A 23,176-nucleotide genomic window follows, 5' to 3' on the forward strand; every position below is an offset into this window, starting at 1 on the left:
TAAAGTTTGGGTATTATTTATAGATCTATAGTTACTAAATGATTAATCAGCCAGTAAATTATTAAACTTTTCTATGATTTGCCAAGTAGCAGATGTTCCAATTGAACGAAGATCGCATCGTTTCCTGCAAAAAGAAGCTCGACCACTTGTTCGCGTTTTTTACCCGAAAGCATCATTTTGTTCGCTTCTCTAACCTTTAGAACTAGTTGTTGCTCATTGGAAAGCGCCGAATCTAAATTATCCCAACGCCATTGGCTAAACTGGTGAGTCAAAGCACTTTCATTTAATACCGGCTTGAACATAGTTAGTTCAGTCTTCAATACGGCCATGATCTCATTTTGTGCGGAAACTGACGATGTTTCTTCACCAAGACGGTTAATAAGCGCTCGACTTAATTCACCTAGCTCAACATAGCCTGCTTGTTTGGGTAGTGAGGCGCTAACGCGACAGGATACTTCGACACTCTGAACAGAGGTATTTGGAAAAAAAGTCAAAGAAGTTAAGGTATCAAACGGTAGCCAAAAGCTCTCTCCAGGCTCTAGGGCATATTCCAGTTTTCCGAGTTTCGCTAGCACCAAACCTTGCTTTACATGTAAAAGGGTATGTTTCAACAATTTGCGGCGTGACGTGCTATGAAGAAAGTCATGTTGCAGAATTTGATGTGAAATGGCGTAGTGCATGGGTTAACTCGTAAGTAAAGGGGCGCTAAGGGTAACTTTTCTCGCTGCAAAAGCCAATATCATTTCTTCTGTGTCACATTGCCTGGTCTGACCTTTGCAAATCTGCGATAAGGATAGCTGCTAATCATTCTATCTATGCGTAGAATAGGCCTGCTTTTTGTTTGATGTACATAAGAATGACTAAAACTAACGATCCATTTATTGATATCCGTCCTTATAATGATGACGAGATTCCAGCGGCGATTGATCGACTGGTAAACGACGAAGAATTTATTGGCGCTATATTACAGCACCGCTTTTCTAACCACGCAGGTTGGTTCAAAGCATTGATGTCGCCGATCGTGAAAATCTACCTTCGAATGAAGTGGTCCAAATTGGACTCAGTAGAGACGATTCAATTAGAGGTTAAAAAGTACCTCGATAGAACCCTAAACACGACGACGCGCGGCGTGACGTATAGTGGTTTAGACAAGCTAGATAAAGAGAGTGCTTATCTGTTTGTTTCTAACCACCGTGATATCGCGATGGATCCTGCTTTGGTTAATTATGGTCTGTTTCAAGGCCAGCACAAAACGGTACGTATCGCGATCGGTGATAACTTGCTGAAAAAGCCTTGTGCTACCGAGTTGATGCGCCTGAATAAAAGCTTCATCGTAAAGCGTTCTGCGAAAGGTCCGCGTGAAATGATGAAAGCGCTGGGTACGTTGTCCGGATACATCAAACATTCTCTAGATACAGGGCACTCAATCTGGATAGCTCAAAAAGAAGGTCGTGCAAAAGACGGCAATGATTTTACTGATCCAGCGATTTTAAAAATGTTTCATGTAGAAGGTCGTAAACAGAAAGTGCCTTTTGCGGATTACATTAAGTCGTTAAAAATTGTACCAGTCTCGATCTCTTACGAAAATGACCCGTGTGATATTGCTAAAGCGTTAGAGCTTTGGGAAAAAGCGGAGCATGGTAGCTATGAAAAAGGCGAGTTCGAAGATATCGAAAGCATCATTCAAGGCATCGTTGGTGATAAAGGCCGTGTTCATGTGGCATTTGGTGATGTGATTGAAGACACGTTTGAAACACCTGATGCCCTAGCAGAAGAGATTGACCGTCAAATTCATCACAACTACAAATTGTTCCCAATTAATCAACTGGCGGCAGGTGATGAGCAAGTCGCAGATGACGTTAAGCAAAGTTTGAAAGATAAGCTAATGCAGCTACCTGAATCGGCGCAACCTTACTTGATCGCAAGTTACGCGAATCCGGTGAACAACCAACCATAGTTTCCAACCGACCATAATTGTATGGTGAACGAAATAAAAAGGATGCTCGCAGCATCCTTTTTTAGTTTAAAAGCTTTACCCTTTCTTTAAGGGGCGACAGCACCACCTAAGTTGAGTTTAGAAGGCCATTTGGTTATTCGATTTCCGCCTAGATAAATATTGCCTTTTACGGTCATCGTGTCTGGGAACTCGGTCAACTTGGAACCGCCAATAAAAAGGTTGCCATCGACAATCAAACCTTCGGGCAGTTTAGTTATTGGCGTTCGAATGACGCTAAGGTCGCCTTTGACTCTTAATCTAGGAGGGAGCGAGGTTAGAGGGTTATCGGTTAGGTTAAGATAGCCACCGACTGTTATACCTGGAGGCCAACGCTTGATTTGAGCGCCCAACAGGTTAGCAAACCCCTTAATGTTTACTCCTTTATCAATCTGACGAAGTGCACTATTAGAAGCATTGAGGCTGCCTTGAATGTCTATCCCTTCAGGTAACCGTTTGATGGAGGTTTTGGCAATATTGAGATTACCCTTAATGACCAACCCTGGAGGTAATTCATCGTAAGGCTTGTTGCGTAGGTCGAGATTGCCGTAATTGTCTAAGTGATTGAGAATTCGAAATTGATCAAGTGCCGCTGCGTTGACTGAACAGTTTGCAGTCAAGCTTACGATGAGAAAGAGAAGGGAGAAAACAAAGCGGTTCATGCTGAATATTCAATTGGGATTTAAAGATTAGTATTAATGGTGCCAGTGAGTGAGGTCAATGTTTCTCAGGCTGTGCAATAAAAAAACGGGCTCGATAGCCCGTTTTTTAATAATTATTGGTTGCTTAGCGCATTAGAGAGCGAGTTTTCAGTTCGAAGATAAGTTTCTCTGCGCTGACTTCAAACTTAAAGCGTGCCGTGAGCTCTGTTGAATCATCATTAATAGGTGTTACGTCATGCTCAACCGTTGCCGATACTTGCTTTGCTAACTCAACGTATTTCGCAAGCTCTGCTTCAAGCAAATCTTTGCCGGTTGCGAAGATGCTCACTTCCGCAACATCATCACCTTCTTTGATGATAAAACCCATCTCACCAGCGCAACCACAAGCTTCACATACGTCTTGTTGTTCTGTGCTCATCTCAATATATCCTCTTACAAAATCTACGGATATTTTACCCAGTTATTTGAAGTTTATCCATAAAAAGCATGGGTGTTATACTCGCTAACAAATTCGGTATGCTATGTTGATATAAGGTTAAGTCGGCTGGTTAATTGCGAATTACTCCCAACAAAAGTGGAACGAGTGTCACTAAATAACGAAAAGCAGTGTCATTATTTTGTCAGAATGCCATTCAGTTAGTTGTAAGCAAGCGTAATTTATAAGACTATCGGCAGTCAAAATATATAAAGAAAAGATAATGCCTTTTCATTTCATAGGTGCACGTTATGTGTGTCGTTGAAATCTTAGCTTGCTCATAGTTAGATGGTTCGTACGGTTTAAATATGATAGAGTGCTTACGTGAATTGTTACGATAAATATTCTTTATTTGTCCATGTCATCACCAACACTTGAAGCTAGTCGATAAGGTTTAATAATTAACTCTTATTGAGTTAGACGGATTTACAAAGAGAAGAGCCTGAACATGCCAAAGCGTAGTAAAGAAGATACCGAGATCACCATTCAAAAGATCATGGACGCCGTTGTCGATCAACTATTGCGTCTGGGTTACGACAAGATGTCTTATACCACTCTGAGCCAACAAACGGGTGTTTCAAGAACGGGTATTAGCCACCACTTCCCTAAAAAAACCGACTTCACAGCTGCTTTAGATGGCCGTATCTTTAAGATGTTTGTGGAGCATGTAGAATTCGATAATGGTCTAGATGCATTCTCATCAAGCTGGGTAAAAGCGCTAGACAATGAAGAGTTCCGCGCGATTTTACGCCTGTTGTTCCACCATATCGTAACATCACAAAGTACTCATGAGTTTGCATCAAACGGTATTGAGCGTCTGTACAAGATGACAGAAGTTCAATTCGGTGAGGGTAGTGCAAAAGAACTTGAGTGGTTGATTGGTAAATCACTGGTTCGCATGGTTTAGTGCTGATCACTATTTAAAAAAAGAGCCTTCATTTGAAGGCTCTTTTTGTTTCTGTCGTATTCTCACTGGTATCCCAGATTAAATCCTACGGAACTGAGCAACCAGTTTACCTTGAGAGTTTAGGTTGTTTACTAATCCTTCACATTCATCTTTGGTATCGCTCGCCAGAATATTGGTCGCACTACACACGTCATTGATTGATTGTATGCTTGAGTTCATCTCTTCTGTCACTCTGGCCATTTCCTCAATGGCGGTGGCGATTTGATTGTTACGGTCTGAAATGTCGTCTACTTGTAGTAATAATGAGTCAAGCTTATCTCCGGAAATATTGGCACTATCGACACAAACCTGCGATAACTGGCTTCCTTCATCCATAGCTTGCACTGCTTTTTCGGTGCTGGCTTGAATCAGGCTGATGATATTTTGAATCTCTTCGGTCGATTCGTGGCTGCGCTGGGCTAATTGGCGAACTTCATCGGCAACCACGGCAAAACCTCGACCTTGCTCACCCGCACGCGCAGCTTCAATTGCCGCATTCAACGCGAGGAGATTAGTTTGCTCCGCCACTCCTTGAATGACGACTAAGACATCACCAATGGTTTTTCCATGAGCCACGAGCTGTTGTATGACTTCAGAAGCCACATTGAGCTGCGTTGAAAGTTCATTGATAGACTGGACTGTTTGAGTGACGGAAGCTTTACCATCGCTTGCGGCAGAGTTGGCTTGTTCCGTAACATCTGAGGCACTTTGTGCATTTTGCGCGATCTCGTTAGCAGTGGAGTGCATTTCGTTGACTGCTGCTGCGACTTGTTCTGTTTCTGACGTTTGCCCTTGTAAGTTCTCAGCCGTGGTATCGCAGTTAGAGGCTGCTGAGCTGGCTGATTCTGCAATCTGTTCATTGGAGTCTTGTATTCTCCCTACCACGGAATTGATTTCCGATTGCCTCATTTTAAAGGCAAGCTTGATTTCAGAGATATCATCAACTGTCCCGTTGTATACCAATTCCATTAAGGGGTTATCAAATACGCTACGGGCTTCAGCTGAAAGGGCTTCAAGTCGTCTTGTGAGCGTAAAGGCAGCGAAAACGCTGAGTAAAAGGAAGGTCCAAATCGCTAATTGAGGGGAGAAGCTAGCGATAAATGTACAAATACCCGCAGCGATTAAAGAAGCAATAGAAAGGCGTTGCCACAGGCGTGTTCTTGGCAGTTGCAGTTGTAATGGTGTTTTGCCCTGATTGAGCTGCGCATAAACCTTTTCAGCGTTTCGGACATGCTCTCGCTGTGGTGACAGACGAACTGATTGGTACTCAATGGTTTTCCCATTTTCTTTAATAGGAGATGCAAAAGCATCAACCCAATAGTGATCGCCATTTTTACATCGGTTTTTCACGATGCCCATCCAAGAATTTCCGCCTTTGATGAATGACCACATGTTTTCAAATGCCGCAGGTGGCATATCAGGGTGACGGACAAGGTTATGTGGTTGTCCAACGAGCTCTTCAAGTGAATAACCTGCAACTTCGCAAAAGTCCTTACTTGCGTAGCTAATGTGGCTACTTGGCTTGGTTATCGATAGCAAATTGTATTCAGGTGGATAGGTGATTTCTTTTTGTGTTGCTGGCTGATTCACTCGCATCCTTGGAACCTCTATTCTCACGGTGTTAATACTTTTAGGCTCTGCCTATTTGAATAAGTATAAGTACAAAAAATGAATACCTGATTATTTTAGTCGGTTTTTATTCGGCGTGATTGTTAGTCAGTCGAAAATACTGGTCTATCTTTAAACTTAAGAATGAGATTAGTTTCATTGTAATGAATGAGCTTTACCCTATGAAATTGAGGAGAAAGGCATGCCACATGGGTCTTCTGTTGGCGCATACACCAGCGCAGAGAATTTACTCAAACTCCATGATCTAACTGAAGCGGATCTCGCATTAATCCGTAAATTCGGTGACATGATGGTGCCTAAGTTAGATGAGTATGTCCGTCATTTTTATGAATGGCTTGAGAATCAGCCCGAGTATCAGCAGTTTTTCTCTGAGCAACCGAAACTTAAACGCGTTCAGAATGCACAAGTGCAGTATTGGCAAACGTTTTTTGGTGCTCAAGTGGATGAAAGTTATATCAAACAGCGTCGTGATGTCGGTGAAATTCATGCGAGAGTCGGGTTGGGGTTGCCGACTTACTTTGCCGGGATGAATATCTCGATGGTGATTTTCACCAAACGTATGTATGACGGCAGCCTGTATAGTGACGAATACAGCTCACTAGTGACGGCATTTACTAAGCTCCTTCACCTTGATACTACCATCGTCGTCGACACCTATTCGCGTCTGATTAATAAACGCATTGCCGAGCAAAGCGAAGCGCTTTTAGCTATGTCTACGCCGGTTACTATGGTGTGGCAAGACATCCTTATGCTGCCAATTGTCGGCATCATTGATTCAAAACGTGCGCAAGACATTATGACCGCGGTGCTAAATAAAATATCAGAGCATCGCGCCAAGATTTTTATCATGGATATTTCAGGTGTTGCCGTGGTGGATACCGCTGTGGCCAACCATTTTATCAAAATAACGAAAGCGACCAAGTTGATGGGGTGTGATTGCCTAGTCTCTGGTGTATCTCCTCTTATTGCGCAGACTATGGTTCAACTAGGAATTAATGTGGGAGAAGTGAAAACCAATGCTACCTTGCGCGATGCGTTAGAAACGGCGTTTCAAATCATGGGGCTGAATGTGCAAGCGATAAAACAGCTGTCAAATTAACAGAGCGTAGATATGAGCCAATCCATTTCGATAAGTCAGATACAAGATGTGTTAATCGCAACCATTCAGGTTGATTTAAGTACGTCGGTAATTACTGAGTTTCGTGCTCATTTATTTGAAAAAGCTCGTGCTCATACGATACAGGGCGTGCTTATCGATTTATCGGAAGTAAAGACACTCGATCGCATGAACATGGATGCTTTAGTGGATGTGGTGGCGACGGTGGAAGTGATGGGAAGGCGCTGCGTTTTTGTAGGGATGAGACCTGGAATCGCGATGGCGTTGGTTAACATCAATTATGACACTGACCAGTTAACCTGCGTCAGCAATATTGATGATGGACTCGCCATGGTAGGAGGTTAGCGCTTGTGGCAATGGATCAGGTGGAGTGCATCATCGAAAGTTACTTTATTTCAACAGAATCTGATGTGATGAGTGCGGTGCTCGCCGTCTATACGTTGCTACAAAAACAGAGCTTTTCTGCGTCGCAAGTGAGTGAGGTATCAACCTCAGTCTCGGAGCTAGGCATGAACATCATTAAGTACGCAGGAGATGGCGTTGTTAAGGTGAGCTGGGTTGAACAAGGTGAACTGATTGGCGTCAAGATTATCGCACATGACAACGGTTCAGGTATTGATGATCTTGAAGCTGCTTTGACAGACAGCTTTTCAACCGGTGGTTCGCTTGGTATGGGGCTACCTGGTGTTAAAAGAATGATGGATGAGTTCGAAATTCAGTCGAACCCAGGCGAGGGAACGACAGTGACGGCGATAAAATGGAAGGAGTGAAATGAACTTTCAATATAGTGTTTATTGCGTCCCATACCAAGGTGAACCTCAAGCCGGGGACGGTCATTTTGTGCGTCGTTTAGATAATGGATTGTTGGTGGTTATCATTGATGTTCTTGGCCATGGGAATAAAGCGGCGGAACTCGCAAGGCGTATGGAAGCAAAGCTAGAAAATATCGCAACTAGTGATATTGAGTGGCTTGTTAAGACCATGCACGATGAATTGATAGGGTCTCTTGGGGCGGCTATGACAGCGGTTTACTTTGACAGTAAAACGCAGCAAGCGACGGGCATTGGCATTGGGAATACCCTCGTTCGCCAGTTGGGAAATCAATATCGCTCTTTCTCTGCTCAAGCCGGGATTGTTGGAGAGCTATTGCCGACACTCAGACCATTTAGTTTTGAGTTTCAAGCAGACGAAACCTATCTGTTCACGACTGATGGCGTGAAAGAGAACATTGATCCAGATGAAATGATGTTTGCTAACAGTAAAGCGCTCGACTATCTCTCTTCATACTTCGTGAACAATTACAGCAAACCTTATGACGATTCGACAGCCATCGTAGTTAGGTTCTGTTATGAATAATACTTATTCTTTTCATATCATTAATAGCGACATTGCTCGGGTTTCTCTACGGCGGAAAATGGTCTCTGTCCTCACTCTTCTGGGCTACGATGCGCAAGCAAGAGATCAGTTGATCGTTTTGTGCAGTGACATCATTTATCGCTTATTTGCCGAGGAAGACTCCTTCGAATCAAAAGTACTGATTGATGATGATGGGATCGTGGTGAGTTGGTCTCACACTGATAATACAAAGACCTTAGAAGCGGTTTCGATTCCGTTGTTAGAACTTTCCCATTCTCCACATGAGTTGAGTTGGCGGATTCGGTCAATGAAGCCACTGACTCACGAGGATATTGATTCGTTAATTACTATCTTGACGGAAAAATCGCGGGATGAATTAATGGATGCACTAACAATCAAAAATCAAGAATTGGCCAATCATCAAGCCGGGTTAGAACAAGAAATCGAGCGCCGTACTCGGGATTTACAGGCGAGTGAAGCATTATCGAGAACCATTATTGAGGGTGCACCTTCCAGTGTTGCTATCATCGATGAAGATCAGCGTATCATTTTATGGAATAAAACGGCTGAGGAAACCTATGGTTATCAGTTTGAAGAGGTTGAGGGGCGCAATGTTTGTGAATTACTAAAGATTCAGATTCCGCCAGAGTTAGAGGATGTGCTAAGCGGTAAACTCAGAATTGAAGACCAATCACGGGTTAATGGCGGCTTTTTTGAAGTCGATACATACACTGTTCGCGGGCAAATGATCCCAATCGATCTCGGAATCACCATCTTTTTATTTGACCAACAATGCCGAGCTGCGCTTTTCTTGCGAGATGTGACCTCAAGGAAGCTAGTAGAAGATGAGTTGAATGAGGCGAGAGCTAAAGCTGAAGAAGCCGTTGAAGTAAAATCAATGTTTCTTGCCAATATGAGTCATGAAATTCGCACACCAATGAACGCTATCATTGGTATGTCTCACTTAGCGTTGAAAACAGACCTGACCCCAAAGCAATATGACTACATTTCTAAAGTACACAATTCTGCGTCGCTACTACTCGGTATCATCAATGACATTTTAGACTTCAGCAAAATTGAAGCAGGCAAATTGTCGATTGAGAACATTGAATTTTTGTTGGATGACGTTTTGCATAATGTCTCTATGGTAACGGGGCAGAAAGCGTTCGAGAAAGGATTGGAACTTCTTTTTGAGATCTCACGTGATGTTCCCAAAACCTTGTTTGGTGATCCTCTCAGGCTCGGCCAGATCATCATTAACTTGGTAAATAACGCCGTGAAGTTTACCGAGCAAGGTGAAATTTCAGTTTGCGTTACGATGAAGCCACTAAGCGATGACCAAATCGAACTCTGTTTTGCGGTCAAAGATACCGGGATTGGCATGAGTGATGAGCAAATGGACAAGCTTTTTAATGCCTTTACGCAAGCAGATGGTACAACGACACGCCGATATGGTGGTACTGGGCTTGGCCTATCGATTTGTCGACGACTGGTTGAATTAATGGGCGGCGAAATTGAAGTCAGCAGTGCTCTAGGCGAGGGGAGCTGTTTTCGATTCAGTCTTCAGACCGGGTTTGTGGAATCATCGATTAGTCAACCCACAATACTACCTCAGTCATTGAATGACATAAAAGCTCTGGTCGTGGATGACAATGAACATGCTTTGTTGGTGATGGAAGACCAGTTAGACATTTTACCTAATAAAGCAAAATTTGTGACGAGTGGCCAAGCCGCGATTGAAGAGTTGGAAAAGGCGTGTGAGCATGGAGCGCCTTATAATCTTGTGTTTATGGATTGGAAGATGCCAGTCATGAGTGGTATTGAGGCAACCACGCTTATTCGCCGAAAACTTCCAGCAGATTGTCAGCCTAAAATGGTCATTGTTACCGCATACGACAAAGATGACATTTCGCCTGATCTTAAAGGGCTAGATATTGCAGGTTTTCTCGCTAAACCTATTGGTCAATCCTATTTATTTGATCTGATTGTAGAGTTGTTTGCTGATAGCGATGCCGCAGCACCTAAGCCATTAGCAGCGGATAGTCAGACTAAACATAATTTGCGTGGGCTGAAAGTATTGCTCACCGAAGACAATGAAATAAACCAACAGATCGCCGTTGAGTTAATGGAAGATAAGGGGTTGATTGTCACGGTTGCCAATAATGGCCGAGAGGCTTTAGATTTATTAGAGAAGATGTATGACCCTGAACTTGGCGGTGTCGATATCATTTTTATGGATTTACAAATGCCGGTTATGGACGGCTATGAAGCGAGTAAGCATATCCGTGCCGATCATCGTTTTGACTCTATACCTCTAGTTGCCATGACGGCGCATGCCATGATTGAGGAACGCGAGCACTGCCTTGGCATTGGGATGAACGACCATGTTTCTAAGCCTATCGACCCTGAAGTGCTTTTTAGTACTATTCAACGGTGTTGTTCTGACTATGTACCACCTGAACTTCCTTCTCCTGATTCTTCTGTTCAAACGACGGAACGCAGACCTCAGACTAAGGTGATCCATGATTTGGATGATATTGAATCGCTAGACCTGAAAAATGGCCTACTGAGAGTGGCAGGTAATGAAGCACTCTACCGGCGCTTACTTTCACAACTGGTCGATAAGGAGCATGACTTCGTTGCTCGTTTGGATGTCGCTCTTGATAAACAAGATACCGATTACGCAACCTTGATTACCCATACTTTGAAAGGCTCAGCAGGGAATTTAGGTGTCATTCGCTTATTTGATATCGCAGCACGGTTAGAGCAGTTATTTGAAGTGAATGGCAATCAAAATGAAATTTGTTCGACTAAACAAGAACTCGCCGACTTTATTGACCCTTTTTTTCGTCAAGTGTGTGAAGGCTTAGGCCGGCCGCACCCAGCTGAGATTAAAAATAACCTAGACGATGAAAGTGTAAAATTAATTCTTCAGCTTGATATGCTGCTGAGCGAATTTGATGCCAGCGCAATTGAGTTTCTTGACGAACACTCTATACACCTCAATACTTTATTAGAGTCAGAGGCTTTTGAAACTTGTTGTCGTCACATTAACGATTGTGATTTTCTTTCGGCCAGTATGGCGTTGCGTAAGGCAGCCAGTATCTATCCACTTGATATGGATAGGGTGCTTGGAGGTGGGAATGAATGAATCGATGACAACGGTCCTTGTTGTTGATGACAATGCTGATAATCGGGTGCTATTGAGTGGCTTACTCAAACCGCATCACAAAGTTATAGTCGCGACCAATGGTAAGCAGGCGTTGGAGCTTGCCAAAATGCGTCAGCCAGACATTGTTTTACTCGATATCATGATGCCTGAGATGGATGGCTATGAAGTGTGCCAACATTTAAAACTAGACACCAAAACAGCGGCTATTCCGGTTATTTTTCTGACAGCTAAAACACAAATAGAAGATGAACAACGGGGCTTTGAGGTTGGTGCGGTTGATTACATTCTCAAACCGATAAGTCCTCCGATCCTGCTCTCTCGGATCAATACCCATTTACGCTTGTGTCAGGCAATGCATGATTTAGCTCGTCAAAATGAAATACTGGAAGTGCGGGTTAAAGAGCGCACTCATGAACTTGACTCACTTCAAGATGCGACGATTGGTGCCATGGCGTCATTGGCGGAAACGCGAGACAACGAAACAGGCAACCATATTCGTCGAACGCAGAATTACATTAAGGTATTGGCGCAAGCACTGAGAAATCACGGCCATTACATTGAACAGCTCTCTCCGACTGCGATTGAGAATTTATTTAAGTCCGCGCCGATGCACGACATAGGTAAAGTTGGCATACCGGATAATATTTTACTCAAGCCTGGGAAGTTGACTGATGAAGAATTTCGCGTCATGCAAAATCACACAACCTTAGGCAAGGAAGTGCTCTTAACCGTTGAATCGTCGATTGATTTCGAATGCGACTTTTTAACAACCGCGATTGAAATTGCTTACAGTCACCAAGAAAAATGGGATGGCAGTGGATACCCAGAAGGTCTTTCTGGTTTAGACATTCCCTTGAGTGCTCGAATGATGGCGATTGCAGATGTCTATGATGCGTTAATATCAGAACGCGTATATAAACCAGCGTTTTCTCACGAGAGAGCCGTTTCTATTATTGCTGAAGGAAGTGGTACCCACTTTGAACCACTGCTGGTGGAGGTCTTCCTAGCAATCGAACATGAATTCCGTGAAATCGCAGTAACGTACAGTGATGAGGGGTTTGATGAGAACTCTTTTAACCAGACAGGATGATGTTCATAAAGGTGATAGTTTAGTTGCAGTACGTTTTTCATTCTTAGTGATGAGAAATAATCCAGTTTCCCGTACCTGGTGCGTTAAGTATCTGGTAAACTTTAATTATTGATTGGACGAATAGCAGTAGGTGTATGAATGTCTTTTCCAGTTTTAATATGTGATGACTCTGCCTTAGCGAGAAAGCAGATGGCTCGCTCATTGCCTGCTTCGTTAAATGCAGACATTACGTTTGCCGTACATGGCCTAGATGCATTAGAGCAGTTAGAAAATAACTCGTTCAAGTTGATGTTCTTGGATTTAACCATGCCAGAGCTGGATGGTTTCGGAACATTAGAAGAGATTGGTAAACGCAACATTGATATCCAAGTTGTTGTGGTATCAGGTGATATTCAGCCAAAAGCCAAAGAGCGTGTGATGGCGCTGGGTGCCAAAGCATTCATTCAAAAACCGATCGATAAAACGATTTTAAATGATGTGCTGCGCTCTTTGATTGAGCCACCAACCCAGCCTCAAATTGTTACGCCTGTCTCGGTTGATTTACCTATTTTAAAACGCCGCGATATCTATATGGAAGTCGCTAACGTTTCCATTGGTCAAGCGGCCGATGCGCTTGCGCGTCACTTTGATGTGTTTGTTCATTTACCTCTACCGAACGTCAACATTTTTGAAGTCAGTGAACTTCATATGGCACTACGAGACCTGGCTGAAAATGACCAAGTTTCCGGCGTGTGCCAAGGGTTTAGTGGCGAAGGTATTGCTGGCGAAGCGCTAGTGTTGCTGAGCGACTCCAGTGTTTCTGACCTGAAAAAGTTGATGAAAGTCCCTGCTGATAGTGAAGAGCTCGAAGAGTTGGAGCTATTAATGGACGTCTCCAATATCTTGGTTGGCGCTTTCCTCAATGGATTAGGCAAGCAGGCTGAAGTTCGATTCTTCCAAAGCTCGCCAGTTTTGCTTGGGCAGCACATATCAATCGATTCGGTTATTCAATCGACGTCAGGCTCGTTTAAGAAAACCATGACTTTTGAGGTCAGCTATAACATTGATCAAACCTCGATTCGTTGTGATTTGCTGTTTATGTTTGTTGATGAATCATTACCACTACTGGATAACAAGCTTGCTTACCTCATGGAGGACTTTTAATGCTAAATCTTCCTGCAGAATTTGAGCAATTCCACTGGATGGTGGATATGGTACAAAACGTGGACTTGGGTTTGGTGGTTCTTGACCGCGACTACAATGTTCAGGTTTGGAATGGCTTTATGACGCACCACAGTGGTGTTCAAGCACATGATGCGATTGGCAAGTCGATCTTTGAGTTGTTTCCTGAGATCCCTCAAGATTGGTTTAAGCTAAAAACTAAGCCCGTTTATGATTTGGGGTGTCGCAGTTTCATCACATGGCAACAGCGCCCTTATTTGTTTAAGTGCCGTAACGTTCGCCCTGTGACTCAACAAGCGGATTTCATGTACCAAAACATCACGCTTAACCCGATGAGAACGCCAACCGGTGAGATTCGGTCGCTGTTTCTATCGATTCAAGATGCGACAGCTGAGGCTCTGGTCTCGAAAAACACCTGATTTGTTAAAACGCCAAGGTTTTCCTTGGCGTTTTTGTTTTATCCTTTCTGTATCTATTTCCTAATTCTGAGTGACTACGATGTTGTCCCAATCTCTTTACACAGCTCAACAGGTGAAGTTGGGTGAAGTCGAAGCTGCCAAACAGGCTGGAGTATCTTTATATCAGCTTATGCTCAGAGCAGGAGAGGCCACGTATCAATGGCTTCGCGATTCTTACCCTAACGTAGACTCAGTTACCATCGTGTGTGGTTCTGGCAATAACGGTGGTGATGGTTTCGTGGTGGCAAAATTAGCGAAGCAAGCAGGGCTATCGGTTCGGTTACTTTTATCCTGTGATGTGTCTAAGCTAGTGGGAGATGCTAAGCAGGCCCAACAAGAATGGTCAGAGAGTGGCGGAGAGGTAGAGTCCATTACGCTCATAGATGAAGCGTTGCATTGCGCTGATGTCGTTGTCGATGCTCTTTTAGGAACGGGTTTGGTCGGCAATGTGCGAGGTGGCATGTCGAACTTGATCAATGCCATCAATCAATCAGGAAAACCAGTCATATCCATTGATATTCCTTCCGGATTGTGTGCCAATACCGGCGCGATCCTCGGGGATTCCATTATCGCGAACACCACAGTGACTTTTATAGGCATTAAGCAGGGACTGGTGACAGGGAAGGCAAGGGAGGTTGTAGGAAAACTGCATTTTTCCGATTTAGGCGTTGGTAAGGAATTTGAAACCCTCTACCCATCTAATGTGACCGCTTTGACGCTAGATGATGTTTCACATAAATTACCTTCTCGTTCCGCAACGGCTCATAAAGGTACTAATGGTCGTTTGCTGTGTGTCGGTGGCTTTGAAGGTTATGCCGGAGCGATTCGACTTTGCTCTGAAGCGGCGGTACGTTCGGGGGCAGGTTTGGTTTCTACTTGGTGTCATCCCAATTCTGTATTGCCCTTGCAGGTAGCATGCCCAGAGGTGATGACCAAGAGCTGGTTAGGGGATTGCTCTGAACTCGATTCGAAGTTACAAACTCAAGATGTTGTCGCCTTGGGCCCCGGCCTTGGGTTGGACATGTGGGCTAAAAATGCGTTTGATGCAGTGCAACGTTCTTGTCTACCAAAAGTACTGGATGCCGATGGACTAACCTTGTTAGCTCAATATCCAAATCATGACTCACTACGAGTGATCACTCCTCACCCGGGAGAGGCCGCTCGCTTACTTAATTGCTCTGTAAAGGAAGTAGAAGCGGATCGTTATCAAGCTGCTCGAGAACTGCAGCATCGTTACGGAGGTGTCGCGGTGCTTAAAGGTGCTGGTACATTAATTTATGATGGTGAACACATATCTGTTTGCTTAGCGGGTAATCCAGGCATGGCTTCGGGAGGCATGGGTGACGTTCTAACGGGTATTATCGCCGCGTTACTTGCGCAAAGAATACCGCTCTCAGATGCTGCTAAATTAGGGGTATTGCTCCATAGCCGCGCTGCTGATGAATTGAGTGATAAAAACGGGCAGATAGGTTTGTTAGCGCATGATTTAATTCCTGAAGTACGCCGTTTACTCAATCAAAAACTTGTTTCTATCTGAGGTTAGTAAGCATCAGTTTGGTATTTATTTGGCGCTTTTTTGTGACATTGATTGTTATTTTGCCTGATTCCGTTACAATGCTCGCTCGCTCCTGAGTTGTGCATCCGTATTTGCATATAAAAGGACACGTATTCTGGTCTTTAACCTTTTGAATTATAGGTTGAAGATAAGTTTTGAATTGCATGTGTTGCTTGGTGTGCAACACCACTGTAAAGGATATATTAATGCCTATTATTACTCTTCCTGACGGCAGTCAGCGTCAATTTGACAACCCAGTTTCTACTCTAGATGTTGCTCTATCAATCGGTCCTGGTCTTGCGAAAGCAACCATCGCTGGTCGCGTTAATGGCGATCGTGTGGATGCATGCGATCTGATCGAACAAGATGCAAGCCTTGAAATCATCACAGTTAAAGATGAAGTCGATGGTCTAGAAATCGTTCGCCACTCTTGTGCTCACTTGCTAGGTCACGCGATCAAGCAACTTTTCCCTGAAGCGAAAATGGCAATTGGTCCAACGATCGACAATGGTTTCTACTACGACATCGATTTAGAGCACTCACTTACGCAAGAAGATCTTGAAAAGATCGAAAAGCGTATGAAAGAGCTGGCTAAGACGAAATACCAAGTTATCAAGAAAAAGGTAAGCTGGCAGGAAGCTCGTGACGCTTTTGAAGCGCGCGGCGAAACTTACAAGATGGAAATCCTAGACGAGAATGTTTCTCGCGATGACCGTCCTGGCTTGTACCACCATGAAGAATACATCGATATGTGTCGTGGCCCTCACGTACCGCATATGGGTTTCTGTCAGCACTTTACTCTACTTAACGTAGCAGGTGCTTACTGGCGTGGTAACAGCGATAACAAGATGCTTCAACGTATCTACGGTACTGCTTTCCATGATAAGAAAGCACTTAAAGCTCACCTAACTCGCCTTGAAGAAGCAGCGAAGCGTGACCACCGTAAGATCGGTAAGCAACTAGACCTATTCCACATGCAGCAAGAAGCACCAGGCATGGTGTTCTGGCATCACAATGGTTGGTCTATCTTCCGTGATCTAGAAGTATTCGTTCGTCAAAAACTGACGGAATACAACTACCAAGAAGTAAAAGGTCCTCTGATTATGGACCGCGTTCTTTGGGAACGTTCTGGTCACTGGGACAAATACGCAGATGCGATGTTTACAACGTCATCTGAAAACCGTGACTACGCACTTAAGCCAATGAACTGTCCGGGCCACGTACAGATCTTTAATCAAGGTCTAAAATCGTACCGTGATCTGCCATTACGTATGGCTGAGTTTGGTTCTTGTCACCGTAACGAGCCATCGGGTGCACTACACGGTATCATGCGTGTACGTGGATTCACTCAAGATGATGCTCATATCTTCTGTACAGAAAGCCAAATCCAAGAGGAAGTGACTGGCTGTATCAAGATGGTTTACGATACGTACCAGACATTTGGTTTCGACAACATCGTAGTGAAGCTGTCTACTCGCCCTGAAAAGCGTGTAGGTTCAGATGAGATCTGGGATCAATCTGAAGAAGCACTGAAACTTTCTCTTGAAGCAATGGACATTCCATACGAGATTCAAGAAGGCGAAGGTGCGTTTTATGGTCCTAAGATTGAATTCACACTTTACGATTGTCTAGATCGTGCATGGCAGTGTGGTACGGTTCAGCTAGACTTTAACCTACCTGGTCGTCTAGGTGCATCTTACGTTGATGAAAACAACGAACGCCAAGTTCCTGTTATGATTCACCGTGCAATTTTGGGTTCTCTTGAGCGATTCATCGGTATTCTTATCGAAGAGTACTATGGCTTCTTCCCTACGTGGTTGTCGCCAGAACAGGCTGTAATTATGAATATTACTGATAAACAGGCTGATTACGCACAAGAAGTTGCTCAAAAACTACAAAAAGTTGGAATTAGAGCTAAAGCGGACTTGAGAAATGAGAAGATTGGCTTTAAAATCCGCGAACATACTTTGAAGCGTGTACCGTATATGCTTGTTTGTGGCGACCAAGAGATGGAAGCCGGTGAAATCGCAGTACGTACTCGTAAAGGTAAAGACCTCGGTAAGTTTAAAGTGGATGATTTTATTTCCTACATCCAAGACGAGATCTCTACCCGTAAGCTCAATCTGGAGGAATAAGCTATTAAAGGCGGAAGACGCGGCCAACAGCCGGTAAAACAAAACCCGCACCGTTTGAACGGTGAAATTCGTGGCGTACGTGAAGTTCGATTGACTGGCGCTGACGGCGAATCAGTTGGTGTTGTAACGATCCAACAAGCGGTTGCTGCAGCTGAAGAAGCTGGTATGGACCTAGTTGAAATCAGTCCAAATGCTGAGCCACCTGTCTGTCGTGTGATGGACTACGGTAAATTCCTCTTTGAGAAGAGCAAAACTGCTAAAGAGCAGAAGAAGAAGCAAAAACAGGTTCAGATTAAGGAAGTAAAATTCCGTCCTGGAACTGATATTGGAGACTATCAGGTAAAACTACGCAACCTGACGCGTTTCCTTGAAGAAGGCAACAAAGTGAAGGTAACAATTCGCTTCCGTGGCCGAGAAATGGCACACCAAGAGATCGGTGTCGATGTTCTAAATCGTCTTAAGGAAGACACTGTTGAATTAGCAGTAGTGGAATCTTTCCCTAAGAAGATCGAAGGTCGTCAGATGATCATGGTTCTTGCCCCTAAAAAGAAGTAATTAACGGCTTTGCAAGTAATAAAACTCAGCTGCCGTAAGGTGGCTGAGTTTTGTTCGCCCTAATTACTATTGTTTAAAACAACTCAACAATGCGGAGTTATTCATCATGCCTAAGATGAAAACCAACAAAGGTGCTGCTAAGCGTTTTAAGAAAACTGCTGGTGGTATTAAGTTTAAGCACGCTACTAAACGTCACATCCTGACTAAGCGTACTACTAAGAACAAGCGTCAGCTACGTCCAAATGCAATCCTTCCTAAGTGTGAAGTGGCTGCAGTTGCTCGTATGTTGCCATACGCTTAATTCTTTTTAGTTTATCAATCGTTTAGTTTAGGAGAAGCATAATGCCTCGCGTAAAACGTGGTGTACAAGCTCGTGCACGTCATAAGAAAGTTCTGAAACAAGCTAAAGGTTACTACGGTGCACGTTCACGTGTTTACCGCGTAGCTTTCCAAGCAGTTACTAAAGCTGGTCAATACGCTTACCGTGACCGTCGCAACAAGAAACGTCAATTCCGTCAACTATGGATTGCACGTATCAACGCGGCATCTCGTCAAAATGGTCTATCTTACAGCCGTTTCATCAACGGTCTTAAGAAAGCATCTATCGAGATCGATCGTAAGATTCTTGCTGACATCGCAGTATTCGACAAAGCAGCATTTGCTGTTCTAGTTGAAAAAGCGAAAGCTGCTCTTTAATTAGCAGTTTAGGATTAAGAAAAGGAGAGCTTCGGCTCTCCTTTTTTATGTCTGTAGTTTAGAGGTTGGATAGTGGGCTCCTTACTCCACCGCCTCCACGTTCAATCACATGTGTATAGATCTGCGTTGTTTTTACATCACTATGCCCTAGCTGCTCTTGAACCGTTCTGATGTCCGCTCCGGACTCTAGTAGGTGCGTGGCAAAGCTGTGTCTTAATGTATGACACGTAACGTTCTTCGTTATGCCAGCATCTTTAGCTGAGCGCTTCACTGCCCGTTGTAGAGCCGTTTCATTAACATGATGTCTTCTGATCTCCCCCGTGTTTGGGTCTGCAGATAAACGCAATGATGGAAAAAGAAAGTGCCAGTTAAAATCGAGCTCGGCTTCGGGGTATTTCTTCTGTAGTGATGGGCTAATTGACACACCTGCGTAACCTGGTGAGTTCATATCTTTGTTGTAATATCTTAACGCCAACGCCTCTTGTTCTTTGAGTAGTGGGATCGCTTCTTGAGCGAGCGTAACGACTCGGTTTTTCCCTCCTTTCCCTTGCCACACTCTTATTGCTTTGTAGTCATAGTCGACGTCTTGGACACGCAATCTGACGCACTCCATAACCCTTAATCCTGAACCATAAAGCAACATAATGTGCAGTTTGTAACGAGGATCGATGTGAGCAATAAAACGCCTTGTTTCATCCTTGGTGAGTACTACAGGCAGTTTTTTATCAAGTAAGGATTTTTGAAACTTCATTTCCACCGATAGTGGTGTTCTAAAATATTCACGATAAAGAAAACTAATAGCGTTGAGAGCCAGAGATTGAGTCTTTGCGGCGACTTTCTCCTGAACTGCTAGGTGAGTTAAGTAAGCTTCGACATGCTTTTCGCTGAGTTTAGAAGGGTGCTTCATATCGTTGAACGTTATAAATTTAGTTATCCATAACAGATAAGCTTCAATCGTTTTATTGGCATAATGGCGCGTATGCATGTGCTCTTTTACACTGAGTAGGAACTGGCTTTTCATGGTGTTATTTTTGTTAAATTAACTGTACTTATATACAGTTAATTTAATTTGGCCAGGTTTCAAGAATTAGTTGACACTCTGCAGTCTAATTGAGATCCAGCCATCATTCTTTAATCTAATTAAGCTAATGCTTTCATATGTTTGTGTGATAGTATTTTGTGCGCTTTGCTCACAAAGGCGGCGGTAGCGTGGACGATTAAAGCTGTCTTGTGTTTGTTAGAGAACGTTATGTGATTAATCATCAATCGAGGAAAAAATGAATAAGATAGTAGTAGGCTTGATTTTGAGCTTTGTCTTAGTTGGTTGTTCAAATCTGGGCACGACTCGTGCCGTTAATGGAAATATAGTCCAAAACATCGAAGATCCTAACGACTTTGGTTCAATTGCGTATGTTGATTACTACGATGTTGATACGCTAAGAGCAATCGAGAAAAAGAAAGCGGAACTAGCGTTTGAAGAGCCTGATTATTCGAAGATTCCGGTAAATGGATATTTGCTGGCACATGTTAAAACACCAACAATTGAATCGGCAGATACGAAGTGGTGGAAAACTGTAGTTGTTGACGAAGCTGGAAATGTGTTGGCGAAGAAGCAAGGTAGTGCGAGCGTAGCGTCATACGAGACAACGAATGGAATTACAGTATGGAAAAACTCTATGTTAGTTGTGCTACCAGAAGTTCAACCTCCTTTTAATGTTTACATTGTCAGTGACTTATTAAATAAGCGCTGGGGATACAAAGTTCTGGGTAAAAATTAATCACATAACAAACTGTTTAAGAGTGATTCGCAACGCGTGGCATTTTTGCTATGCGTTGCGTTTAGTGTTTAAGGTGGTATGCGGTAGCTTCGGTATTGCGTTGCTCACACCTTAACAGGGCGTTAGGATTCATCAGGGAGTATTTCGTTGAAAAATTTATTCATTGATACAAATGTGTATTTATCTTTCTATCACCTTAGCAATGATGATCTTGAAGAGATTCATAAGCTCGCTGTTCTAATCAAAAGTAAGGAGATAAAGTTATGGGTAACACAGCAGGTAAAAGACGAGTTCTATCGTAATAGAGAAATAAAGATTCAAGACGCAATAAAGAAACTTAGCGATCATAAAATCAAAGGGGTTTTCCCACAATTTTGCAAAGACTACGATGAATACGCAGAGCTCAAAGAGCTGCAGAAAACCTATGGAACGTTGCATTCTAAATTGCTTAAGTCTATTACAGAGGATGCTATAGAACATAAATTCAATGCCGATGACAGAATAAAGGAACTATTTAAACTGGCTGAGTATGTCGAAACAACCGATGAAATATTATCCGAAGCAAAGTTTAGGCTCGCGGTGGGAAACCCTCCAGGCAAAAATGGTTCATTGGGGGATGCTATAAATTGGGAGGCCATTCTCTCAGAAATCCCAATAGACGAAGATCTGTACTTCGTTGCAGACGACAAGGATTACTATTCAGTACTGGACGAGAATCGTCCTAAAGATTTCCTACTAGCTGATTGGAAGGAGTTTAATAAATCTGATCTTTTCTTCTATCGTCGCTTGTCTCAGTTTTTTAAGGAGCACTATCCTGAAATAAAATTAGCTAGTGAGTTAGAAAAAGAAATTGAGATTAAAAACTTGGCTCAAAGTGGTAACTTTGCTCGAACTCACACTGTAATCAATAAGTTAAGTAAGTTTGATGGGTTCTCTCAAACTCAGGTAAATCAGTTAGTTGAAATAGCATTATCAAACGATCAAGTCACATGGATCTTTGGTGACGAAGATGTTTACGAATTCTATACTGCGTTACTTGATCGACATGCTGATGCTATTGACGATGACATTTTCGAAAAAATACAGGAGCTTGTAGCTCAATGCGCAGATTAATCCTAACAAAGCGTTTAAGACGGATTCACAACGCTTGGCATTTTCGGTTTGTTTTGAATTTAGTGTTTACGCCACAATAGTTTAGGTTAGGCGGTCTGCGTTGTTCACCACTTAACGCGGCGTTAGTTTGCAAGAGGAAAAACGCAGCTATATCGCAAGATCTAGTGGTAAAAGCTCAAAGTTGAAATTGTCGTATCGGCGTTCAATTTCAGTGTTAATTAGCGTGGTAAAAATCCAAAATTGGCATCGTTTCAACGGTTGATTTGTTCTTTGGTGCGGCGACTTTTGGGTTCACTGAGTCGAACTTTTTGGCTGAAACTCTGCTCTGTGAGTTTGTTGGTGCAAAAGCCGATTTACTTGCTGAAAGGATGCTTTCTCTGGTGTGGCAAGTTCACGTGGTTTCAGTGGCTTTGTTGAAAGTTCGCACTGTGAGATTGGTTTTCCAAAAGCTCTTTTTGGTGTTGTGAGTTCGTTTTCTGCGGCGTTGTTTGTTCCACGTGGTTTCATTGACTAGCCGCTTTGAGACTACGCCTGACTTAAGTGCGTCAAAGCACATAAAGTTTTGTTCGCAAAGTTTAAAATAACGTAAAATCAACCTTTTGGGTCTGCAAACTAACAAACTGCTCAAGAGGGATTCACAACGCGTGGCATTTTTACTATGCGTTGATTTTGGTGATTAAGGTGGTTTGCAACAACATCGGTATTGCGTTGCTCACCCCTTAGCAGGGCGTTAGGCGACGGGCAGGGAAGTTCTTTGTTCTTGTCTTCTTAGTTCTCTTTGAGCATTCGTTTTTGTAAGTCGGCAATTTAACATTGTCGGCTCAATTTCTTGAATCTCTCTGGCCGTAAAACATGCCAAGGTTCGCGGGTTGCCTCATTGGTTTTAACAGTCGGTTGATTGTGAATTTCACTGACTCAAAGTGTGGCAAGGGCAAGTCAATTGAGGCTTTCGAATTTGCTGTGAGTTTGCGCCTTTGGGCTTTTCGGGTTCAAAACCTACTTTGCTGTTGAAGGTCTGCATTTCGTGGTTGTTGAAGCTTTGGCTGAAATATAGTGACATTTGTGGTTCTTGAATCACAAAAAGTCAGTGGGTGTTTGGTTGCTTAATTTGTTTCGGGTAATCTGCTTTCAAAGCAACTTAAACGCTGAGGGGAAACTTCGCTTAGTATCAAGTTTGAAGTGCGACACTTTTTACAGATGCGCATGAATATACTCCTGAGGTGTAAAGAACCCAAGTCTTTTCCTTGGGCGCGAGTTTAGCTTTCCAGCTATTTGGTTACAGAGC

At 43.3% G+C, this 23,176-nt stretch carries 23 protein-coding genes; 18 read left to right on the plus strand and 5 right to left on the minus strand.

Annotated elements, in window-relative coordinates:
* Positions 1-71 precede the first annotated feature (71 nt).
* Positions 72-680, minus strand: coding sequence for an AraC family transcriptional regulator (locus tag GVO60_RS04435; RefSeq protein WP_159651373.1), 609 nt, complete (start codon positions 678-680; stop codon positions 72-74).
* Positions 681-856: 176 nt separating this feature from the next.
* Between GVO60_RS04435 and GVO60_RS04440 the strand changes: the two genes are divergently transcribed.
* Entirely contained in the window at positions 857-1,957 is a 1,101-nt protein-coding gene (locus tag GVO60_RS04440; protein ID WP_159651374.1) for a 1-acyl-sn-glycerol-3-phosphate acyltransferase, read from the plus strand.
* 86 nt (positions 1,958-2,043) lie between these two features.
* Here the strand turns inward: GVO60_RS04440 and GVO60_RS04445 are convergent, their stop codons facing one another.
* Positions 2,044-2,655: a hypothetical protein gene (locus tag GVO60_RS04445; protein ID WP_159651375.1), complete on the minus strand. Its 612-nt coding sequence runs from the start codon at positions 2,653-2,655 to the stop codon at positions 2,044-2,046.
* 124 nt (positions 2,656-2,779) lie between these two features.
* Entirely contained in the window at positions 2,780-3,073 is a 294-nt protein-coding gene (locus GVO60_RS04450) for a YfcZ/YiiS family protein (RefSeq protein ID WP_159651376.1), read from the minus strand.
* 505 nt (positions 3,074-3,578) lie between these two features.
* On the opposite strand from GVO60_RS04450, the gene GVO60_RS04455 reads away from it, so the two are divergent.
* Positions 3,579-4,037, plus strand: coding sequence for a TetR/AcrR family transcriptional regulator (locus GVO60_RS04455; RefSeq protein ID WP_159651377.1), 459 nt, complete (start codon positions 3,579-3,581; stop codon positions 4,035-4,037).
* Positions 4,038-4,115: 78 nt separating this feature from the next.
* Here the strand turns inward: GVO60_RS04455 and GVO60_RS04460 are convergent, their stop codons facing one another.
* Positions 4,116-5,672 carry a methyl-accepting chemotaxis protein gene (locus tag GVO60_RS04460; protein WP_159651378.1) on the minus strand — a complete coding sequence of 519 codons (1,557 nt, stop codon included), beginning with the start codon at positions 5,670-5,672 and terminating at the stop codon, positions 4,116-4,118.
* 214 nt (positions 5,673-5,886) lie between these two features.
* Here GVO60_RS04460 and GVO60_RS04465 point away from each other — a divergent pair, with 214 nt between their 5' ends.
* The 13 genes from GVO60_RS04465 (at position 5,887) to rplT (ending at position 19,000) form a co-directional block, all read left to right on the plus strand.
* Positions 5,887-6,804 (plus strand): protoglobin domain-containing protein, encoded by a 918-nt coding sequence (locus GVO60_RS04465; protein WP_159651379.1) that lies wholly within the window; start codon positions 5,887-5,889, stop codon positions 6,802-6,804.
* A gap of 12 nt (positions 6,805-6,816) precedes the next feature.
* Positions 6,817-7,167 carry an STAS domain-containing protein gene (locus GVO60_RS04470; RefSeq protein WP_159651380.1) on the plus strand — a complete coding sequence of 117 codons (351 nt, stop codon included), beginning with the start codon at positions 6,817-6,819 and terminating at the stop codon, positions 7,165-7,167.
* Between the two features lie 11 nt (positions 7,168-7,178).
* Positions 7,179-7,592 (plus strand): anti-sigma regulatory factor, encoded by a 414-nt coding sequence (locus tag GVO60_RS04475; RefSeq protein ID WP_159651446.1) that lies wholly within the window; start codon positions 7,179-7,181, stop codon positions 7,590-7,592.
* A 1-nt stretch (position 7,593) separates the two neighbouring features.
* Entirely contained in the window at positions 7,594-8,178 is a 585-nt protein-coding gene (locus GVO60_RS04480; RefSeq protein WP_159651381.1) for a SpoIIE family protein phosphatase, read from the plus strand.
* The gene (locus GVO60_RS04485; protein ID WP_159651382.1) at positions 8,171-11,329 is read left to right on the plus strand and encodes a hybrid sensor histidine kinase/response regulator; all 3,159 of its coding nucleotides are present in this window, start codon (positions 8,171-8,173) and stop codon (positions 11,327-11,329) included. Before GVO60_RS04480 ends, GVO60_RS04485 begins: the two co-directional genes overlap by 8 nt.
* Positions 11,322-12,440: a response regulator gene (locus GVO60_RS04490; protein ID WP_159651383.1), complete on the plus strand. Its 1,119-nt coding sequence runs from the start codon at positions 11,322-11,324 to the stop codon at positions 12,438-12,440. The genes GVO60_RS04485 and GVO60_RS04490 overlap by 8 nt, the downstream gene beginning before the upstream one ends.
* A gap of 138 nt (positions 12,441-12,578) precedes the next feature.
* Entirely contained in the window at positions 12,579-13,583 is a 1,005-nt protein-coding gene (locus GVO60_RS04495; RefSeq protein ID WP_159651384.1) for a response regulator, read from the plus strand.
* Positions 13,583-14,020, plus strand: coding sequence for a PAS domain-containing protein (locus GVO60_RS04500; RefSeq protein WP_159651385.1), 438 nt, complete (start codon positions 13,583-13,585; stop codon positions 14,018-14,020). The genes GVO60_RS04495 and GVO60_RS04500 overlap by 1 nt, the downstream gene beginning before the upstream one ends.
* A gap of 79 nt (positions 14,021-14,099) precedes the next feature.
* Positions 14,100-15,596, plus strand: a complete 1,497-nt coding sequence (locus GVO60_RS04505) for an NAD(P)H-hydrate dehydratase (RefSeq protein WP_159651386.1) — start codon at positions 14,100-14,102, stop codon at positions 15,594-15,596.
* A 224-nt stretch (positions 15,597-15,820) separates the two neighbouring features.
* Positions 15,821-17,749 (plus strand): threonine--tRNA ligase, encoded by a 1,929-nt coding sequence (thrS, locus tag GVO60_RS04510; protein ID WP_159651387.1) that lies wholly within the window; start codon positions 15,821-15,823, stop codon positions 17,747-17,749.
* A 3-nt stretch (positions 17,750-17,752) separates the two neighbouring features.
* On the plus strand, positions 17,753-18,304 hold the full coding sequence (gene infC / locus GVO60_RS04515) for a translation initiation factor IF-3 (RefSeq protein ID WP_174244304.1): 552 nt from the start codon (positions 17,753-17,755) through the stop codon (positions 18,302-18,304).
* A gap of 106 nt (positions 18,305-18,410) precedes the next feature.
* Entirely contained in the window at positions 18,411-18,605 is a 195-nt protein-coding gene (gene rpmI, locus GVO60_RS04520) for a 50S ribosomal protein L35 (RefSeq protein WP_004411425.1), read from the plus strand.
* A gap of 41 nt (positions 18,606-18,646) precedes the next feature.
* A complete protein-coding gene (gene rplT / locus GVO60_RS04525; protein ID WP_004401084.1) occupies positions 18,647-19,000 on the plus strand; it encodes a 50S ribosomal protein L20 in 354 nt (117 codons plus the stop codon).
* Between the two features lie 58 nt (positions 19,001-19,058).
* On the opposite strand, the gene GVO60_RS04530 is transcribed toward rplT, so the two are convergent.
* Positions 19,059-20,021, minus strand: coding sequence for an integron integrase (locus GVO60_RS04530; RefSeq protein WP_159651389.1), 963 nt, complete (start codon positions 20,019-20,021; stop codon positions 19,059-19,061).
* 256 nt (positions 20,022-20,277) lie between these two features.
* Here GVO60_RS04530 and GVO60_RS04535 point away from each other — a divergent pair, with 256 nt between their 5' ends.
* The 3 genes from GVO60_RS04535 (at position 20,278) to GVO60_RS22630 (ending at position 22,405) form a co-directional block, all read left to right on the plus strand.
* On the plus strand, positions 20,278-20,778 hold the full coding sequence (locus GVO60_RS04535; protein ID WP_025523672.1) for a hypothetical protein: 501 nt from the start codon (positions 20,278-20,280) through the stop codon (positions 20,776-20,778).
* A gap of 147 nt (positions 20,779-20,925) precedes the next feature.
* Positions 20,926-21,891, plus strand: coding sequence for a PIN domain-containing protein (locus GVO60_RS04545; RefSeq protein ID WP_159651390.1), 966 nt, complete (start codon positions 20,926-20,928; stop codon positions 21,889-21,891).
* A gap of 382 nt (positions 21,892-22,273) precedes the next feature.
* Entirely contained in the window at positions 22,274-22,405 is a 132-nt protein-coding gene (locus GVO60_RS22630; protein ID WP_263971943.1) for a hypothetical protein, read from the plus strand.
* The last annotated feature ends 771 nt before the right edge of the window (positions 22,406-23,176 follow it).

The sequence above is a fragment of the Vibrio atypicus genome, from assembly GCF_009811315.1.
Classification (GTDB): domain Bacteria; phylum Pseudomonadota; class Gammaproteobacteria; order Enterobacterales; family Vibrionaceae; genus Vibrio; species Vibrio atypicus.

Coding starts and splice junctions, on each gene's coding strand:
- GVO60_RS04435 (WP_159651373.1), bottom strand. CDS start 680: ATGCACTACGCCATTTCACATCAAATTCTGCAACATGACTTTCTTCAT.
- GVO60_RS04440 (WP_159651374.1), top strand. CDS start 857: ATGACTAAAACTAACGATCCATTTATTGATATCCGTCCTTATAATGAT.
- GVO60_RS04445 (WP_159651375.1), bottom strand. CDS start 2,655: ATGAACCGCTTTGTTTTCTCCCTTCTCTTTCTCATCGTAAGCTTGACT.
- GVO60_RS04450 (WP_159651376.1), bottom strand. CDS start 3,073: ATGAGCACAGAACAACAAGACGTATGTGAAGCTTGTGGTTGCGCTGGT.
- GVO60_RS04455 (WP_159651377.1), top strand. CDS start 3,579: ATGCCAAAGCGTAGTAAAGAAGATACCGAGATCACCATTCAAAAGATC.
- GVO60_RS04460 (WP_159651378.1), bottom strand. CDS start 5,672: ATGCGAGTGAATCAGCCAGCAACACAAAAAGAAATCACCTATCCACCT.
- GVO60_RS04465 (WP_159651379.1), top strand. CDS start 5,887: ATGCCACATGGGTCTTCTGTTGGCGCATACACCAGCGCAGAGAATTTA.
- GVO60_RS04470 (WP_159651380.1), top strand. CDS start 6,817: ATGAGCCAATCCATTTCGATAAGTCAGATACAAGATGTGTTAATCGCA.
- GVO60_RS04475 (WP_159651446.1), top strand. CDS start 7,179: ATGGATCAGGTGGAGTGCATCATCGAAAGTTACTTTATTTCAACAGAA.
- GVO60_RS04480 (WP_159651381.1), top strand. CDS start 7,594: ATGAACTTTCAATATAGTGTTTATTGCGTCCCATACCAAGGTGAACCT.
- GVO60_RS04485 (WP_159651382.1), top strand. CDS start 8,171: ATGAATAATACTTATTCTTTTCATATCATTAATAGCGACATTGCTCGG.
- GVO60_RS04490 (WP_159651383.1), top strand. CDS start 11,322: ATGAATGAATCGATGACAACGGTCCTTGTTGTTGATGACAATGCTGAT.
- GVO60_RS04495 (WP_159651384.1), top strand. CDS start 12,579: ATGTCTTTTCCAGTTTTAATATGTGATGACTCTGCCTTAGCGAGAAAG.
- GVO60_RS04500 (WP_159651385.1), top strand. CDS start 13,583: ATGCTAAATCTTCCTGCAGAATTTGAGCAATTCCACTGGATGGTGGAT.
- GVO60_RS04505 (WP_159651386.1), top strand. CDS start 14,100: ATGTTGTCCCAATCTCTTTACACAGCTCAACAGGTGAAGTTGGGTGAA.
- thrS (WP_159651387.1), top strand. CDS start 15,821: ATGCCTATTATTACTCTTCCTGACGGCAGTCAGCGTCAATTTGACAAC.
- rpmI (WP_004411425.1), top strand. CDS start 18,411: ATGCCTAAGATGAAAACCAACAAAGGTGCTGCTAAGCGTTTTAAGAAA.
- rplT (WP_004401084.1), top strand. CDS start 18,647: ATGCCTCGCGTAAAACGTGGTGTACAAGCTCGTGCACGTCATAAGAAA.
- GVO60_RS04530 (WP_159651389.1), bottom strand. CDS start 20,021: ATGAAAAGCCAGTTCCTACTCAGTGTAAAAGAGCACATGCATACGCGC.
- GVO60_RS04535 (WP_025523672.1), top strand. CDS start 20,278: ATGAATAAGATAGTAGTAGGCTTGATTTTGAGCTTTGTCTTAGTTGGT.